12 protein-coding genes are annotated in these 16,279 nt (G+C 37.4%); 7 read left to right on the top strand and 5 right to left on the bottom strand.

Annotated features, from left to right (window positions below):
- The first annotated feature begins 56 nt into the window (after positions 1–56).
- From purT to F1325_RS14355, 6 genes are all read left to right on the top strand, one after another.
- Positions 57–1,241: a formate-dependent phosphoribosylglycinamide formyltransferase gene (gene purT, locus F1325_RS14380; RefSeq protein WP_160230622.1), complete on the top strand. Its 1,185-nt coding sequence runs from the start codon at positions 57–59 to the stop codon at positions 1,239–1,241.
- A 226-nt stretch (positions 1,242–1,467) separates the two neighbouring features.
- Complete coding sequence (htpG, locus tag F1325_RS14375) at positions 1,468–3,351, top strand: molecular chaperone HtpG (protein ID WP_160230621.1); 1,884 nt, start codon at positions 1,468–1,470, stop codon at positions 3,349–3,351.
- A 182-nt stretch (positions 3,352–3,533) separates the two neighbouring features.
- Entirely contained in the window at positions 3,534–4,178 is a 645-nt protein-coding gene (adk, locus tag F1325_RS14370) for an adenylate kinase (RefSeq protein ID WP_109371369.1), read from the top strand.
- A gap of 168 nt (positions 4,179–4,346) precedes the next feature.
- Entirely contained in the window at positions 4,347–5,327 is a 981-nt protein-coding gene (gene hemH / locus F1325_RS14365) for a ferrochelatase (protein ID WP_109371367.1), read from the top strand.
- Between the two features lie 163 nt (positions 5,328–5,490).
- Positions 5,491–6,609, top strand: a complete 1,119-nt coding sequence (gene wzz(fepE), locus F1325_RS14360; RefSeq protein WP_109371365.1) for an LPS O-antigen length regulator Wzz(fepE) — start codon at positions 5,491–5,493, stop codon at positions 6,607–6,609.
- Positions 6,610–6,712: 103 nt separating this feature from the next.
- Entirely contained in the window at positions 6,713–8,023 is a 1,311-nt protein-coding gene (locus F1325_RS14355; RefSeq protein ID WP_160230620.1) for an inosine/guanosine kinase, read from the top strand.
- A gap of 118 nt (positions 8,024–8,141) precedes the next feature.
- On the opposite strand, the gene ybaL is transcribed toward F1325_RS14355, so the two are convergent.
- Both ybaL and F1325_RS14345 read right to left on the bottom strand, forming a co-directional pair.
- Positions 8,142–9,902 (bottom strand): YbaL family putative K(+) efflux transporter, encoded by a 1,761-nt coding sequence (ybaL, locus tag F1325_RS14350; RefSeq protein WP_109371363.1) that lies wholly within the window; start codon positions 9,900–9,902, stop codon positions 8,142–8,144.
- A gap of 238 nt (positions 9,903–10,140) precedes the next feature.
- Positions 10,141–11,379, bottom strand: coding sequence for an MFS transporter (locus F1325_RS14345; protein ID WP_109371361.1), 1,239 nt, complete (start codon positions 11,377–11,379; stop codon positions 10,141–10,143).
- A gap of 261 nt (positions 11,380–11,640) precedes the next feature.
- Here F1325_RS14345 and ushA point away from each other — a divergent pair, with 261 nt between their 5' ends.
- Entirely contained in the window at positions 11,641–13,305 is a 1,665-nt protein-coding gene (gene ushA / locus F1325_RS14340) for a bifunctional UDP-sugar hydrolase/5'-nucleotidase UshA (RefSeq protein WP_109371359.1), read from the top strand.
- A gap of 121 nt (positions 13,306–13,426) precedes the next feature.
- On the opposite strand, the gene ybaK is transcribed toward ushA, so the two are convergent.
- The 3 genes from ybaK to F1325_RS14325 form a co-directional block, all read right to left on the bottom strand.
- The gene (ybaK, locus tag F1325_RS14335; protein ID WP_109371357.1) at positions 13,427–13,906 is read right to left on the bottom strand and encodes a Cys-tRNA(Pro)/Cys-tRNA(Cys) deacylase YbaK; all 480 of its coding nucleotides are present in this window, start codon (positions 13,904–13,906) and stop codon (positions 13,427–13,429) included.
- A 34-nt stretch (positions 13,907–13,940) separates the two neighbouring features.
- A complete protein-coding gene (locus tag F1325_RS14330) occupies positions 13,941–14,750 on the bottom strand; it encodes a TraB/GumN family protein (RefSeq protein WP_109371355.1) in 810 nt (269 codons plus the stop codon).
- 119 nt (positions 14,751–14,869) lie between these two features.
- Positions 14,870–16,123, bottom strand: coding sequence for a YadA C-terminal domain-containing protein (locus F1325_RS14325; protein ID WP_244184997.1), 1,254 nt, complete (start codon positions 16,121–16,123; stop codon positions 14,870–14,872).
- Positions 16,124–16,279 lie beyond the last annotated feature (156 nt).

Here is a 16,279-nt window from a genome sequence, read left to right as displayed (position 1 = left end):
ATATGAAAGGCAATCGTTTGCGTGATTGTGATTTTTATTAATGGTGAGGATAAAAAATGACAGTGCTGGGTACGGCTCTTACAGCAAGTGCAACAAAAGTGATGTTATTAGGTGCCGGTGAATTAGGCAAAGAAGTTGCGATAGAATGCCAACGCTTGGGAATTGAAGTGATTGCCGTTGATCGCTATCTCAATGCTCCAGCTATGCATATTGCTCATCGTCATTATGTTGTAAATATGCTTGATAGCGATGCATTAAAGCAAGTTATTGAACAAGAGCGACCTGATTTTATCGTTCCTGAAATTGAGGCTATTGCAACAACGTTACTGGTTGAATTAGAACAAGCGGGGCAAAAAGTTGTTCCTTGTGCCCGTGCTGTAAAGCTAACTATGGATAGAGAAGGTATTCGTCGTTTAGCCTCGGAAACACTGAATTTACCTACATCGAACTATCAATTTGTTGATGATGAAGTGAGCTTTAAAAAAGCGGCTCTAGAAATAGGCTTCCCTTGTATTGTAAAACCTGTCATGAGTTCATCTGGAAAAGGGCAAAGTGTTATTCGTAATGAAAACGATTTAGCTCAAGCTTGGACTTACTCGCAAGAGGGCGGGAGAGCAGGAAAAGGACGCGTTATCGTTGAAAAAATGATCCCATTTGATTTTGAGATCACGTTACTGACTATTCACGCTGTTGATGGTACCCATTTTTGTGCCCCTATTGGTCATCGACAAGAAAAGGGTGATTACCGTGAATCATGGCAACCTCAAAAGATGAGTGACATCGCGCTTGCTAAAGCAGAGCATATTGCGAGTAAAGTGGTTGAGAACTTAGGGGGCTATGGTTTATTTGGTGTTGAGTTGTTTGTTCAAGGTGATGAGGTATTCTTTAATGAAGTCTCACCTCGCCCTCATGATACTGGATTGGTGACACTAATTTCTCAAGACTTATCAGAGTTTGCGCTTCATGTTCGTGCTTTTTTAGGCTATCCCATTGGTGGAATTCGCCAATTAGGGCCTTGTGCATCAGCGGTTATTTTACCAGAGCTTTATAGTACGAATATTGTGTATTCTGGTATTGAAAAAGCGTTGAAGGCGGATCGTCAAATTCGCCTTTTCGCTAAGCCTGAAATTGCTGGCTTTCGTCGTTTAGGTGTTGTGCTTGCTCACGCTGATACGATAAAACACGCATTAGATGAAGCAAAAGCAGGTGCAAAAGCAATTGTTGTAAGTGATGCCAAATAATTAGAAATGTAATCTAAATTAGCCTATTTTACCGCTAAGTGAATATTATCAACTTAGCGGTAAAAACATCCAACAAGTATTATTTTGGCTCAAACTTTAATCATATAAGGTGTGTAATCACTTTTATTAGCTTAATTTCTTACTCAACCCTTGAAACTTGCTTAACTATCCCCACTTTTTATTCATATTGATTTTTTTCGCCAAATTAGGATTAATTGAGGTAAAAATGAGTATGAAAGGTCAGGAAACAAGAGGATTTCAGTCAGAAGTTAAACAACTTCTTCAATTAATGATCCATTCTCTTTACTCCAATAAAGAAATTTTCCTTCGCGAATTGATTTCTAACGCATCAGATGCGGCTGATAAATTGCGTTTCCGTGCATTATCAGATGCAGCGCTTTATGAAAATAACGGCGAGTTGCATGTACGCATTTCCACTGATAAAGAAGCTCGTACTCTGACTATCAGTGATAATGGTATTGGTATGACTCGTGATGAAGTCATTGATAATCTCGGTACTATTGCAAAATCAGGTACAAAATCATTCTTAGAATCTATCGGACAAGATCAAGCTAAAGATAGCCAACTAATTGGTCAGTTTGGTGTCGGATTCTATTCTGCGTTTATCGTTGCAGATAAAGTGACAGTACGCACTCGGGCTGCTGGTGAAAGCGCAGATAAAGGTGTTTTTTGGGAATCTGAAGGTGAAGGTGATTACAGCGTTGCTGATATTGAAAAAGCTGATCGTGGTACTGAAATTACGCTTCATTTGCGTGAAGGTGAAGATGAGTATTTAGATGATTGGCGTCTGCGTAGCATTATTAGTAAATATTCCGACCATATTTCTCTGCCTGTTGAAATTGAAACGAAAAATGAAGAAGACGGCACAGTAACATGGGAAAAAATTAATAAAGCGCAAGCACTGTGGACTCGAAACAAAGCTGAAGTGAGTGATGAAGAGTATAAAGAGTTTTATAAACATATCTCTCATGATTTCGCAGATCCATTAAGCTGGGCACATAACCGTGTAGAAGGTAAGCAAGAATATACAAGCTTATTATATGTGCCTTCAAAAGCGCCTTGGGATTTATGGAATCGTGAACAACGCCATGGTTTAAAACTCTATGTTCAGCGTGTCTTTATTATGGATGAAGCTGAGCAGTTTATGCCTAATTACCTACGTTTTATTCGTGGGTTAGTGGATTCTAATGATTTACCGTTAAACGTTTCTCGTGAAATTTTACAAGATAGCTCTGTTACACGTAATTTACGTAGTGCATTAACTAAGCGTGCATTACAGATGTTGCAAAAATTGGCAGAAAACAAGCCTGAAGAGTATCAAGCATTCTGGAAAGAGTTTGGTTTAGTCTTAAAAGAAGGCCCAGCAGAAGACTCATCTAACATTGAAACTATTGCTAAATTACTACGTTTTGCATCAACGCATAATGACAGCGATGCTCAAACAGTTTCACTGGAAGATTACGTTAACCGTATGGTCGAAGGCCAAGAAAAAATCTATTACATCACTGCTGATAGCTATGCCGCTGCGAAAAATAGCCCTCATTTAGAGCTGTTCCGCAAAAAAGGTATCGAAGTACTGCTGTTATCTGATCGTATCGATGAGTGGATGATGAATTACCTGACTGAGTTTGATGGCAAATCATTCCAGTCTGTCAGCAAAGCAGATGAATCTCTTGATAAACTTGCTGATGAAGAGAAGCAGGCTGAGCAAGAAGAAACAGATAAACAATTAGCGCCTTTTGTTGAACGCATTAAAACCTTGCTAGGGGATAAAGTTAAAGATGTGAAATTAACACATCGTTTAACAGATACTCCGGCAATTGTGACAACCAGTGCTGATGAAATGACAACACAAATGGCCAAGTTGTTTGCAGCAGCAGGACAAGCAGTGCCAGAAGTGAAATATAACTTTGAGCTGAACCCAAATCACCCATTAGTGAAACAAACCGCCGAGTTAACCGATGAAGCGTTGTTTGCGGATTGGGTAAATTTATTACTGGATCAGGCTTTATTTGCTGAAAGAGGCTCTTTAGAGGATCCAAACCAGTTTATTCGCTTAGTGAATCAACTTTTAGTTCAAAAAGCGTAACTGTTTTCGTTTTCAAACATTTAAACCACGTTTATCTGAAAAGAGAGCGTGGTTTTTTCTTTTTCGATAAAAAATAAAATGCAATCGCTACCGTGATTTCTTGAGCGATGACCTCACAAAATGGTATGGTAATGCGTTTTCGAGTTTAAATATAAAAAATTAAATGCAAGGGGATTTACGCGATGCGTATCATTCTGCTAGGCGCTCCAGGCGCTGGTAAAGGCACTCAGGCTCAATTCATTAAAGAAAACTATGGTATCCCACAGATTTCAACTGGTGATATGTTACGTGCGGCAGTAAGTGCAGGTACAGAACTAGGACTGAAAGCAAAAGCACTGATGGACAATGGTCAGTTAGTGACTGATGAATTAGTTATTGCGTTAGTTAAAGAGCGCATCAAACAAGACGATTGCCGTAATGGTTTCTTGTTGGATGGGTTCCCAAGAACAATTCCACAAGCTGATGCAATGAAAGAAGCGGGTATTAACGTGGATTTCGTACTGGAATTCGCTGTACCGGATGAAATCATTGTCGATCGTATTATTGGTCGTCGTGTTCACGCACCATCAGGTCGTGTTTATCATGTGAAATTTAATCCACCTAAAGTGGAAAATCGTGATGACGTGACGGGTGAAGAATTAACAACGCGTAAAGATGACCAAGAAGAAACTGTTCGTAAACGTTTAGTTGAGTACCATACTCAAACTGCACCATTAGTTTCTTATTACCAAAATGAAGCTAAAGCAAACAATGCGAAATACTTCAAAGTTGATGGTACACAAAAAGTAAGCGAAATTAACGCTGAACTGAAAAGTATCCTTGGCTAATTCGTCATTGTGATGACTAATCCCGGTTGAGCCGGGATTTTTTTATCTTAAAAATAAGAAGATGAGATAAAAAGCGCGATCCAATAAATTGACAAGCACAATCTATTATTTTCCTTTATTCTTCTACTCTTTGGTTATCCTAATAAAATAACTCTAAGGAGTCATAGTATGAATGATGCTAAGTATGGTGTTCTTTTGGTTAATCTAGGCACACCTGATGCGCCGACAACGGGGGCTGTTCGACGTTATTTGGCACAATTTCTTAGCGATCCTCGTGTTGTTGATGTTTCTCCTTTGATTTGGAAACCAATATTACAAGGGGCTATATTACCGTTTCGCTCACCTAAAGTGGCTAAATTGTATCAACAGATTTGGATGGATGAGGGATCGCCACTTTTAGTTTATAGTCGAGCGCAACAACGTGCGGTTGCTCAGCGATTACCTAATATCCCTGTAGAGTTAGGAATGTGTTATGGCAATCCATCACTAAATGAAGGGGTTGAAAAACTATTACAACAAGGTGTTGAGAACATTATTTTGTTACCACTTTATCCTCAATACTCTTGCTCTACTTCTGCTGCGGTATTTGATGGTGTCAGTCGAATTTTTAAAGACATGCGTACAATGCCCTCTCTTCACTTTATTCGTAGTTATCCTACTCATCCGCTTTATATCAAAGCACTTGTCACCTCTATTGAGAAAAGTTTTCAGCAATATGGCAAACCCAATCGTTTAATTCTCTCTTTCCACGGTATACCTGAGCGTTTTATCAAAACGGGTGATATTTATTACGATGAGTGTTGCCTCACAACAGAAAAATTAAAAGAGCAATTAGAAGAGAAGCTAGGTTATCCTAAAGAACAAGTCATGTTGACATTCCAGTCACGTTTTGGCCGTGAACCTTGGCTATCGCCTTATACGGATAAAACGATGGAAAAACTGGGAAGTGAAGGGATTGAACATGTACAGGTTGTGTGCCCAGGATTTTCATCTGATTGTTTGGAAACATTAGAAGAAATTAATGAACAGAACCGAGAGTTCTTTATTCATGGTGGTGGTAAACAGTATGAATACATTCCGGCATTAAATGATGATCCTGAGCATATTGACTTGCTAGAAGCGATGATCAGAGAGGTATGCAAAAAATAATTACTGAATTCGATAAATAAAATTATCGGATTTGATGATATATTAATTTGATCATATTTCAGTTATATATAAACTTATCTTTTCTCATTTTTTAAGTATTTTAGTGTGAACCACTAAAAGTGCTGATAAACGGACACTGCATTACCTAAATTTAGGCAGGAAAATGAATAGTAAGCTTTCAAAACCACAATCTTCAGAAGTTGATAAAGGACATTTTGACGATTTCTATCTAAAACAGAACGATGAAATCGATCTTTTTGAATTATTTTCTGTTATTTATAAATCAAAATTTGTCATTATTGGTATCACGTTATTATTTGCTATCGTTGGCTTTACTGTTGCAAGCTTTTTACCACAAAAATGGACGAGCCAAGCTGCAATTACCAAGCCAATGCTTGATGAGATGAAGCAATTAAGAGCAACATTGACTGAGCTTAGCTTAGTGGATGTTGATACTGGTGTGAATGGTTCATCTGTTTATCAAAAGTTTATCAATAACTATAACTCTCGTGTTTTACGTGAAGAATATTTAATAAGTACGGATTATTACAAACGTTTGTTGGCTAAAATGGAAAATCCAACGCCTCTGGATAAGCGTAAACTAATTGAAGAGATTGTAACGAAAGACATTAATCTAAAAGCTTCAGATGATAAAAAAAGTGAAGATGAGTTTAGTGGAGAAATTAATCTAAGCTTTACTGCACCAACTTCAGAAGAGGCTTATGATTTACTTTCTGGTTATATTCGTTTTATTTCCACCAAAGTACGTATGGAAGTAAAAGACGAAATTGATGACCAAATTGAACGTAAATTAAGTTTTGCGCAAAAAGCCTATGAAATGGATTTAGAGCGTATTGCCAATGCACGTAATGTGAATGTGCAACGTCTAAAATATGCGTTAGAAATTGCTAATGCTGCTGGCGTGAAAAAACCGATTTCAAGTGAAGGTGCGCAGATTAAAGATGATCCTGATTACTCTATCGCAATGGGTTCTGATGCATTAGGCAGTAAACTGGCAATCACAGAAGCTATTACTGATCCAACAACAGTAAGCACTGATCTGAAAAACCGTTTATACAATATTCAACAGTTAGAAAAAGTGAAATTAGGCGAGCTTCAATTTGTACCATTCAAATATATGTTGAAGCCTTACGAACCGACTAAAAAAGATGCACCTAAACGTGCTCTGATTTTAGTGGGTGCTGCTTTTGTTGGTTTCATTCTGTCTGTTATGGGTGTTTTACTGAGCTATATGGCAAGAAGCCGTCGTAAAACCGCATAAAAATATCTTTAAATAAGTAGGTGTACTGACGTACACCTACTGCCTCTCCCATAATATTGTGTTAACATTGCGCATCTTTTTTAGCTGTGTAGCATCGTTCACAATGAAATTCCCTGGCAAACGAAAATCCAAACACTATTTTCCCGTTAGTTTACGAGATCCTCTATTACAACCCATCATCAATATGACGGAGAGTGAATCCTCTCGCGCTTATATCGTGGGTATTGACCAAACATTGGTTGATATTGAAGCGAAAGTTGATGAAGAGTTTATTAACCGTTATAACTTGAGTCAGGGACACTCTCTTGTTATTGAAGATGATGTCGCAGAGGCACTTTATCGTGAATTAACAGACAATAATCTGATAACACACGAATTTGCTGGTGGCACTATTGGTAATACGCTACATAACTACTCTGTATTGGCTGACGACCGCTCTGTGTTATTAGGTACTATGTGTAATAACATTCAGATTGGTAGCTATGCTTATCGTTATTTATGTAACACATCTAGCCGTACAGATCTCAATTACCTTCAAGGTGTTGATGGTGCCATTGGGCGCTGCTTTACGCTGATCACGGAAAATGGTGAACGCACATTTGCTATTAGTCCCGGCCAAATGAATCAACTTAAACCTGAAAGCATTCCGGAAGGGGTGATTGCAGAAGCTTCCGCATTGGTGTTAACGGCTTACTTAGTTCGCTGTAAACCAGGTGAACCGATGCCACTAGCAACCATGAAAGCGATTGAGTATGCGAAAAAATATGATGTGCCGGTCGTTCTCACACTTGGCACAAAATATGTTATTGCAGATGATCCACAATGGTGGCGTGATTTCTTAAAAGAGCACGTTTCTGTTGTAGCCATGAATGAAGATGAAGCTTTTGAATTAACAGGACATGCTGATCCTCTGTTGGCTTCCGATGTTGCTTTAGAATGGGTTGATTTAGTGCTTTGTACTGCGGGACCTGCTGGGCTTTATATGGGGGGGTATACAGAGCACAGCTTTAAGCGCCAAACCACACATCCTTTATTACCCGGTGCTATTGCTGAATTTAATCGTTATGAATTTAGTCGTGCAATGCGCCGTAAAGATTGTGACGAGCCAGAGAAAGTCTATTCTCATATTGAACCTTATATGGGCGGCCCTGAAAAAATCATGAATACCAATGGTGCGGGTGATGCAGCATTATCAGCATTACTGCATGATATTACAGCAAATAGCTATCATCGCATTAATGTGCCAAATTCAAGTAAGCATCCTCGGACTTATTTAACTTATTCATCATTAGCACAAGTATGTAAATATGCTAACCGAGTGAGTTATCAAGTGTTAAGCCAGCATTCTCCACGCTTGACGCGCGGTTTACCTGAAAAAGAAGACAGCTTGGAAGAAGCCTATTGGGAACGATAAGTTTGTATTGTTTCTAAGTCTTGTTTTATCAGTGTGAAATAAAAAAACCTATCAACATTTATTGATAGGTTTTTTATTGACTTAAATTCTATGGATTTAAGTGATTACCTGTGTTTGATTATTGCGCTGCACTAGGTGCAATGATTTGTTGACCATTTTCAGGTGTATCATCAATAGCACAACCAAATTCAACTTCTTTAATTAGCATATCCGCCATTGCAGATGCTGTTTGATCTTCATCGATAACGACGTGATTTGCGCCTTTTTCAAGGATAAAAGAAGCTTCTTCATCATAGTTAGCTCGCACGATAATATCGTCAAAATGGGCGCGAACAATGATATTTAAATCAGGGTTCATACTTCTTGCCGTTTCAGCGACATCGGCTGCTTCATAACCATTAGGTATCGTCAGTAATAAAGATTTAGCACAATCAATACGGGCTAAAGCAAGTGACTCTTTAGTCGATGCATTACCCAGTACGGTATTTAAACTTTTCTCTTTTAACTCAGCAAATTTATTACGACTATTTTCGATAATCACTAATGGAATAGATTGAGCTAATAATTTTTCAGCAAGCATGCTTCCTGCACGTCCATAACCGACGATAATGGCGTGACCACAAATATCAACAGGGACAGGCATCTCTTCTTCCAGCTCTTCTTGTTGTAGCTGTTCCATTTCTTCTTTGGTTTCTGTTTTTGCCAGATAACGGTCTAATAAAGAGAACAGAACTGGGTTTAGCATAATCGAGACTAAAGCACCGGCTAAAACAAGATTACGTGCATCTGGCTCTAAAACGTTTAGCGCTACACCTAGACCCGCAAGGATAAAGGCAAACTCACCAATTTGAGCAAGACTGACAGAAATGGTTAAGGCTGTTCGTCGGGAATGCCCAAACATTCGTACAAGCACCAACGCGGCGACAGATTTACCAATAATAATGATAGCCAGTGTTGCTAAGATACCAAGAGGATGTTCAATTAACACCATTGGATCAAACAGCATACCAACAGACACAAAGAACAGAACAGCAAAGGCATCACGCAATGGCAAGGTATCTTGCGCGGCTCTGTGGCTTAACTCAGACTCATTAAGCACCATACCTGCAAAGAATGCCCCTAATGCGAAGGAAGCATCAAATAAGGTTACAGCGCCATAAGCGATACCTAAAGCTAGGGCGAGTACACTTAGTGTAAATAGCTCACGAGAGCCAGTTGCCGCGGTTTTAGCTAAAATCCAAGGAATAAGCTTACGACCAACAATCATCATGATTAAGATAAAGGCTACGACTTTACCGATTGTGATACCTAAATTGATCATGAGTTGAGAAATATTGGTTTGATCGCTACTTTCCAGCATATTGGCAATAGCTGGGAGTAAAACAAGGGCTAATACCATTGCTAAGTCTTCAACAATCAACCAACCAATGGCAATTTGACCTCGTTGGCTATCAATCAGGCCTCTTTCTTCAAGCGCGCGCAAAAGAACAACGGTACTTGCTGTTGATAGGCACAAACCGAATACAATGCCACTAAATAAACCCCAGCCAAAAAATGCTGATAATCCCAACCCTAATAGTGTTGCTACTGCAATTTGAGCAATAGCACCCGGAATAGCGATGGCTTTTACTGCCATCAGATCTTTTAACGAAAAGTGTAAACCTACACCAAACATAAGCAGAATAACGCCAATTTCAGCGAGTTCAGGAGCGAGAGATGTATCAGCGACAAAGCCAGGAGTAAATGGACCAGCGAGTACACCCGCAGCAAGATATCCTACTAAAGGTGAGATTTTTAGCCGTTGAGCGATCATGCCTAAAATGTAAGCAAGTGCTAACCCACCAACAATGGTGGTAATGAGGGGTGTTGAATGCGGCATCAATTCTCCTTCTTTTTATAAAACTACATGTATCGGGGGGCGAGTAATATAGCAGGCTGATAGTTTAACGTATTCATGCAATAAATTCGCTAAAAATTATCGATTATTTATAAAAATAGCAAGTTGATTGAGTTTTTTGATGCAAATGCACTTTTTTATGTTATTTTAATCAGTCTTATCTTTTAAAGTAAGAAATACCCTGTTACCCGTTCATTTAGATAACAGGGGTAATTACAAGTTATTCAGTTTTATCTACCCCAATATTAGGAAGAAAAATGGTGAAAATACCTAACAGTGGGAGATAAGCGCAGATATGATAGACATATTCAATACTCTTCTGATCTGCAATATATCCTAAGACCGCAGCACCAATACCACCCATCCCAAAAGCGAGTCCAAAGAAAAGCCCTGAAACCATGCCAGTTTTACCTGGAATTAACTCTTGAGCATAAACTAAGATAGCAGAAAATGCTGAAGCTAAGATCACACCAATGAATACAGTAAGTACGCCAGTCCAGTAAAGGCTGGCATACGGTAGTATCAGCGTAAAAGGCGCAACACCGAGAATAGATCCCCAAATAACGTATTTTCTGCCAATTTTATCGCCTACGGGGCCACCAATCATGGTGCCAGCAGCGACAGCAAAGAGGAAAACAAATAGGTGAATTTGTGCATTTTGTACTGAAACGCCAAATTTATGTATTAAATAGAAAGTATAGTAGCTACTGATGCTTGCAAGATAAAAATACTTAGAAAAAATCAGAATAAGTAAAATGGCTAAAGAGCCAAAAAGGGCTTTACGTGGCAATATTGCTTTTTTGTTTAGTACGTTAGGTTGTTTTTTCTTCGCTTCTTGTTGAATTTTATACCAACGGCTAACTTGTAATAGCACTATAATGGCCAGTAATGCAGCAAGAGAGAACCAACCGACATTACCTTTGCCATAAGGAGCAATCAGTAAAGCCGCCAAAAGAGGACCTAAAGAGCTGCCTAAATTGCCACCCACTTGAAATAGTGATTGTGCTAGTCCGTGTCTTCCACCTGATGCCATTCTTGCAACACGAGATGATTCAGGATGAAAAACAGACGAGCCTGTACCGACTAATCCTGCTGCGAGTAATAACATTGGGAATGTATCAGCAAAGGCGAGAAGAATAAGCCCTGTTAGCGTAAAACCCATACCAATAGGTAATGAGTAAGGCTTAGGATATTTATCAGTATAAAGACCAATAAAAGGCTGTAACAAGGATGCTGTAATTTGATACGTCAACGTTATCATCCCTATTTGCACAAAGCTGAGAGAAAATTCAGATTGCAACATAGGGTAAATAGCTAATATCAATGATTGGATCATATCATTGAGAAGGTGTGAAAAACTGATAGCAGTTAAAATACTAAAAACCGTATTACGCTTATTGGCTTTTCGTTGTAAAACGTCAGTTTCTTCTATGGGAAGCGTTGGATCGGCATTGCTCATTTTAATTCCCTGCCACATTATTTTGTTAATAAATTGTTTCTATTTTTATTGGTCTAGTTTACATCTATTTGGAGTTGAGTGCTTTTGTGAGAAATAGAGTTTGATTCATGTCTCAAAAAAACTATTGGATCAATGAAATAATAAAAAAATTATATAACCTACGTCATAAAATACAGCAAAAGTATTTAACTTCTGTCTTCTTTTTCTACTGTAGAACCATGGCAGAACCTTCTCAATAAATAATATACATGGGGATATACCATGAGCTTATCTTTTAAATTATCAGCATGCGCATTGACAGTTTCTTTAGCGATGGCGCCTGCGATGTCTCAGGCATGGGAAAAGGATAAAACCTACGAAATAACTATTCTACATACTAATGATCACCATGGTCATTTCTGGCATAACGATCGTGGTGAATATGGCTTAGCTGCACAAAAAACGGTTGTTGATAATATTCGTGATGAAGTGGCTAAAAAAGGCGGTAGCGTACTGCTGTTATCAGGTGGTGATATCAATACGGGCGTACCAGAATCTGATTTACAAGATGCAGAGCCTGATTTTAAAGGTATGAATCTTGTGGGCTATGATGCAATGGCATTGGGTAACCATGAATTCGATAATCCATTAGAGGTTTTACGTCAACAAGAAAAATGGGCAACATTCCCATTCTTATCTGCAAATATTTATCAAAAAAGTACGGGTGAGCGTTTATTCAAGCCTTACACCATTTTTGATAAGCAAGGTGTCAAAATTGCAGTATTAGGCTTAACGACTGATGATACTGTGCGTATTGGTAACCCAGCAAACTTCCCTGATACTGAATTCCGCAAACCTTCTGATGAAGCTAAAAAAGTTGTAGAAGAACTGCGTACAACGGAAAAACCAGACATTATTATCGCAGCAACTCATATGGGTCACTACGATGATGGTAATCACGGCTCTAACGCACCAGGTGATGTGGAAATGGCGCGTGCCTTACCAAAAGGCTACCTTGATATGATTGTGGGTGGTCACTCACAAGATCCTGTTTGTATGTCTCAAGAGAATAAAAACTACAAACAAGCGGATTATGTGCCAGGAACACCTTGTGCACCAGATAACCAAAATGGTACATGGATTGTTCAGGCTCATGAATGGGGCAAATATGTTGGTCGTGCAGATTTCGAATTCCGTAATGGTGTATTTACGCTAAAACATTACCAATTAATCCCAATCAACTTAAATCAGAAAGTGAAGAAAGACGACGGCACAACTGAACTCGTTTACTACACTAAAGAAATTCCTCATAACCCTGAAATGATGAAACTGCTGACACCTTACCAAGAAAAAGGTGGCGAGCAACTGAATGTTAAAGTGGGTGAGGTTGTTGGTAAATTAGAAGGCGATCGTAGTAAAGTTCGCTTTGTTCAAACCAATATGGCACGTCTATTATTATCAGCTCAAGCTGAACGTGCAAATGCAGACTTTGCCATTATGAGCGGTGGTGGTGTTCGTGATTCTATTGAGTCTGGTGATATCACTTACAAAGATGTTCTGAAAGTTCAACCATTCGCGAACGAACTGGTTTATGTTGATTTTAAAGGTGAAGAAGTCGAACCTTATTTATCAGCTGTTGCATGTATGAAAGTAGACTCTGGTGCTTATGCACAATTCTACAATGTTAGCTTAACCGTAGATGCAGACTGTAAAGTTAGCGATGTTAAAATTGCAGGTAAACCATTAGATAAAACAAAATCTTACCGTATGGCGACACTGAACTTTAACGGTATTGGTGGTGATGGTTATCCGAAAATTGATACACACCCAGGTTATGTAAATACGGGTTTCGTTGATGCTGAAGTATTAAAAGGTTATATCGAATCACACTCTCCATTGAAAGCTGATGATTTCGAACCTAAAGGCGAAATTGTTTACAAAAAATAAATCTTACCAATAACGCTTATATAGACAAAAGGCGACATCTAATGTCGCCTTTTATTTGAGGTCTAAATCACGTTAATTTCTTATTTTGAGGATGAGCCTTAAAATAAAAAATCATTAAGAATTATGACTCTTTACGAATAAGTGCAAATTGAGCACCTAATACAGTGCCTAAATCTTTTGCTGATAATTCAATATCTAAGCCACGTTTACCACCAGAAACAAAGATAGTGTCAAATTCGAGTGCTTGTTCATCAATCACTGTTGGTAGGCGTTTTTTCTGACCTAATGGACTTATTCCACCCACTAAATAACCAGTGACCTTTTGTGCAATTTGGGGATCTGCCATATCTGCTTTTTTAGCCTTAAGGCACTTAGCAACGAGTTTTAAATCTAACTGACCAGAAACGGGTGTTACTGCAACGGCAAGATTTTTAGCATCACCATTTAAAGAAACTAAAAGTGTCTTGAATACTTGGCGATTATCTAAACCTAATTTTTCAACGGCTTCATCACCAAAATTATGGACATTAGCATCATGCTCATAAGGATGAAGGGTAAATTTAATTTTTTGTTTTTCCAGTAAATTTACAGCGGGAGTCATAGTTATTCCTACTTACAAGGTTAGAACAATATCTTTATACTTGGGATGTTAATAAATCGATCAAATTTTCTTCGCCAAATAAATGAAGGGCGCCGACAGTTACCACATAACGACCTGCGGGTAATGTTGATAACGTGCTTACCCATTTTTGGTTACGGCTTTCCATTAAGATATCAAATACAGCTTTACTAAAGGTATTCGGTAACGGCGGTTGTTTCTCTCTACTATTATAATTTAACCACCAATTGATCATGATTTGCAATGTACGTGCATTATCGTGCCAATTTCTTAGCGTATCCTCGAGTAATTGCTGACCATCATGAGGAAAATTCAATAATAATGTGACCTGATCCTCAATGCCTTCGAGTTCAATAATACTTTTTTTGTGTCCATTAGCATGTTGAATGACTTGATAATCAATACCGTATTGCGGTTGCAATCCAAGTTGCATGGCTTGGGTTGATTGTAAAATTAACGCAATTTGCCAAAGTGGTTTATTCTCAAGTTGATAAAGAGAAAGTGAGAGGTCTTCACAATGTTGAATAATTTGAGAAAAAAGAGTTTCATTTAAACGAGTTTCTAGCGGATCTCTAAAGAGAGAGGCTTGATCAAAAGGTTGTACATCCGTTGAGATATCAGCTTCAACAATAATCGCATCTGCATTTTTTATTTCGTTAATAAGCACATTGGAGAGTGGTGACATTGTGGGAACACCCATATGGATACTACCCACCAGATGTAAAGAGATGTTATTAGGTAGCGTAATATCAACGGCAGGGTAAGGATAATGATGGGTGTTTTTTATCCCTATCCAACTTTTAACTTTCTGAAAAATACCCGTCATTTGATATGCTCCTTTAAGTGTCCATCACTAAGCTTCAGCATAACGGATTTTTGATTGAATGAAACAGAGAAAACGAAGCTTTACTCAGCTTTCTCTGTTTTTACTTTATTACTGAATAGCTACCAACTTATACCTACACCACCCGCGGATACCCAACTATTGCTTTCATTCCAAGCGGTAGATGCTCTGACTTTAATATTTTCATTAATACGATATTGCATACCCCAAGCAAGCGCTGTGGCATTACGATAATTACCGATACCAATCGCAGTACTAAATGTCGCATTATCTGTAAAAGGTAAATTGCTCATTGCGGCAACAGAGGCAATACCTTGATTGGCACGTTTTTCGACTTTATAAAAACGATTTTGAGTATCAGATTTAAAATGTTCAAAATTATTTTTTAGATCTTTAAATTCATTTCTTGAGATTGATTGTTCAGTATAGAGCGTTGCAAAATGGCTTTTCAATGAAATATTTCTTCCATTGATATTTAAATTATCGATATAGTTTTCCTTTATATCGTCAATATCATTTCTATTTTCTCTTATATTACTAGTGTTACTATTAATAGCACTAGTGTTTTTATCAATATTAGTTTTGTTTCTTTCTATGGAATTATTGTTTTTATCAATGGTGGTTGTGTTTTGTTTAATTATAATTTCGTTATTTTTAATTTTATTTGAGTTATCTTGAAGATCTTCTGATAATCTTTTCTTATTATCTAAAATTGAATTATTTAGTATTCTAGTATCTTGCTCATGTAACTTACTCATCTGGGCTAGATCTTTTGTTGTATTGTTTTCTAATAACAACAAAGAACGGTTTTTTGTATTGAGATTATCGACTATTTTATTTAGTTCCTCTGGGGAATTTAAAATATCCAATGTTAATATACTTTCTGGCATACCATAGATCATTGTTTTATTGAATTTAATTCGCTGAATGGCTTCATTACGATTTTGCTCAGTCAATAACTTTCTTTCCGATAAATAGTTTTCTATCCCCATTTTTAACTCTGTACTATCAGATTGGATCTCAATATGACTATTTTTATTAATAATATTGTTTTTTATAATATCGGCTGAATTTGTTAAACTATTATTTCTTAAGTATTTCTCTAAATCTTCAATTATATTTTTATTTATTTCAATACCATAAATTTCTTGATCTGTTTTTTTTACTATTCTCATTAAATTATCATCGACTATCTGATTAAAAATCGTTGATGTTGGATAGTTTTTTTTATTTTCAGGCTCTTCATATTCAGGTGTGATTAAATCAGAGGGTGCATTTGAATTTAATGTGTTTGAAAAAACACAGGAAGAATAAATAATAGATATTGTTGCGATAAAAATATTTTTATATTTCAATTTTAAATCCTTTTAAAAGAAAAATGATATTGATTTTTTATCTATATATTCTAAATGTTAATTTTTTACTTAATATAAATAAACAGCCTTATTATTAGAGTGATTTTTATGCCAATGTTATCTTTATTTTATGAGTAATAAAAATTAATGAAATAG

Source organism: Proteus columbae (assembly GCF_009914335.1).
Classification (GTDB): domain Bacteria; phylum Pseudomonadota; class Gammaproteobacteria; order Enterobacterales; family Enterobacteriaceae; genus Proteus.
The sequence above is the reverse complement of the archived record's forward strand: the minus strand, read 5'-3'. Positions and strand labels throughout refer to the sequence as shown.

Excerpts from the sequence above, each read along its gene's own strand:
- purT (WP_160230622.1), top strand. The coding sequence starts at position 57 with ATGACAGTGCTGGGTACGGCTCTTACAGCAAGTGCAACAAAAGTGATG.
- htpG (WP_160230621.1), top strand. The coding sequence starts at position 1,468 with ATGAGTATGAAAGGTCAGGAAACAAGAGGATTTCAGTCAGAAGTTAAA.
- adk (WP_109371369.1), top strand. The coding sequence starts at position 3,534 with ATGCGTATCATTCTGCTAGGCGCTCCAGGCGCTGGTAAAGGCACTCAG.
- hemH (WP_109371367.1), top strand. The coding sequence starts at position 4,347 with ATGAATGATGCTAAGTATGGTGTTCTTTTGGTTAATCTAGGCACACCT.
- F1325_RS14355 (WP_160230620.1), top strand. The coding sequence starts at position 6,713 with ATGAAATTCCCTGGCAAACGAAAATCCAAACACTATTTTCCCGTTAGT.
- ybaL (WP_109371363.1), bottom strand. The coding sequence starts at position 9,902 with ATGCCGCATTCAACACCCCTCATTACCACCATTGTTGGTGGGTTAGCA.
- F1325_RS14345 (WP_109371361.1), bottom strand. The coding sequence starts at position 11,379 with ATGAGCAATGCCGATCCAACGCTTCCCATAGAAGAAACTGACGTTTTA.
- ushA (WP_109371359.1), top strand. The coding sequence starts at position 11,641 with ATGAGCTTATCTTTTAAATTATCAGCATGCGCATTGACAGTTTCTTTA.
- ybaK (WP_109371357.1), bottom strand. The coding sequence starts at position 13,906 with ATGACTCCCGCTGTAAATTTACTGGAAAAACAAAAAATTAAATTTACC.
- F1325_RS14330 (WP_109371355.1), bottom strand. The coding sequence starts at position 14,750 with ATGACGGGTATTTTTCAGAAAGTTAAAAGTTGGATAGGGATAAAAAAC.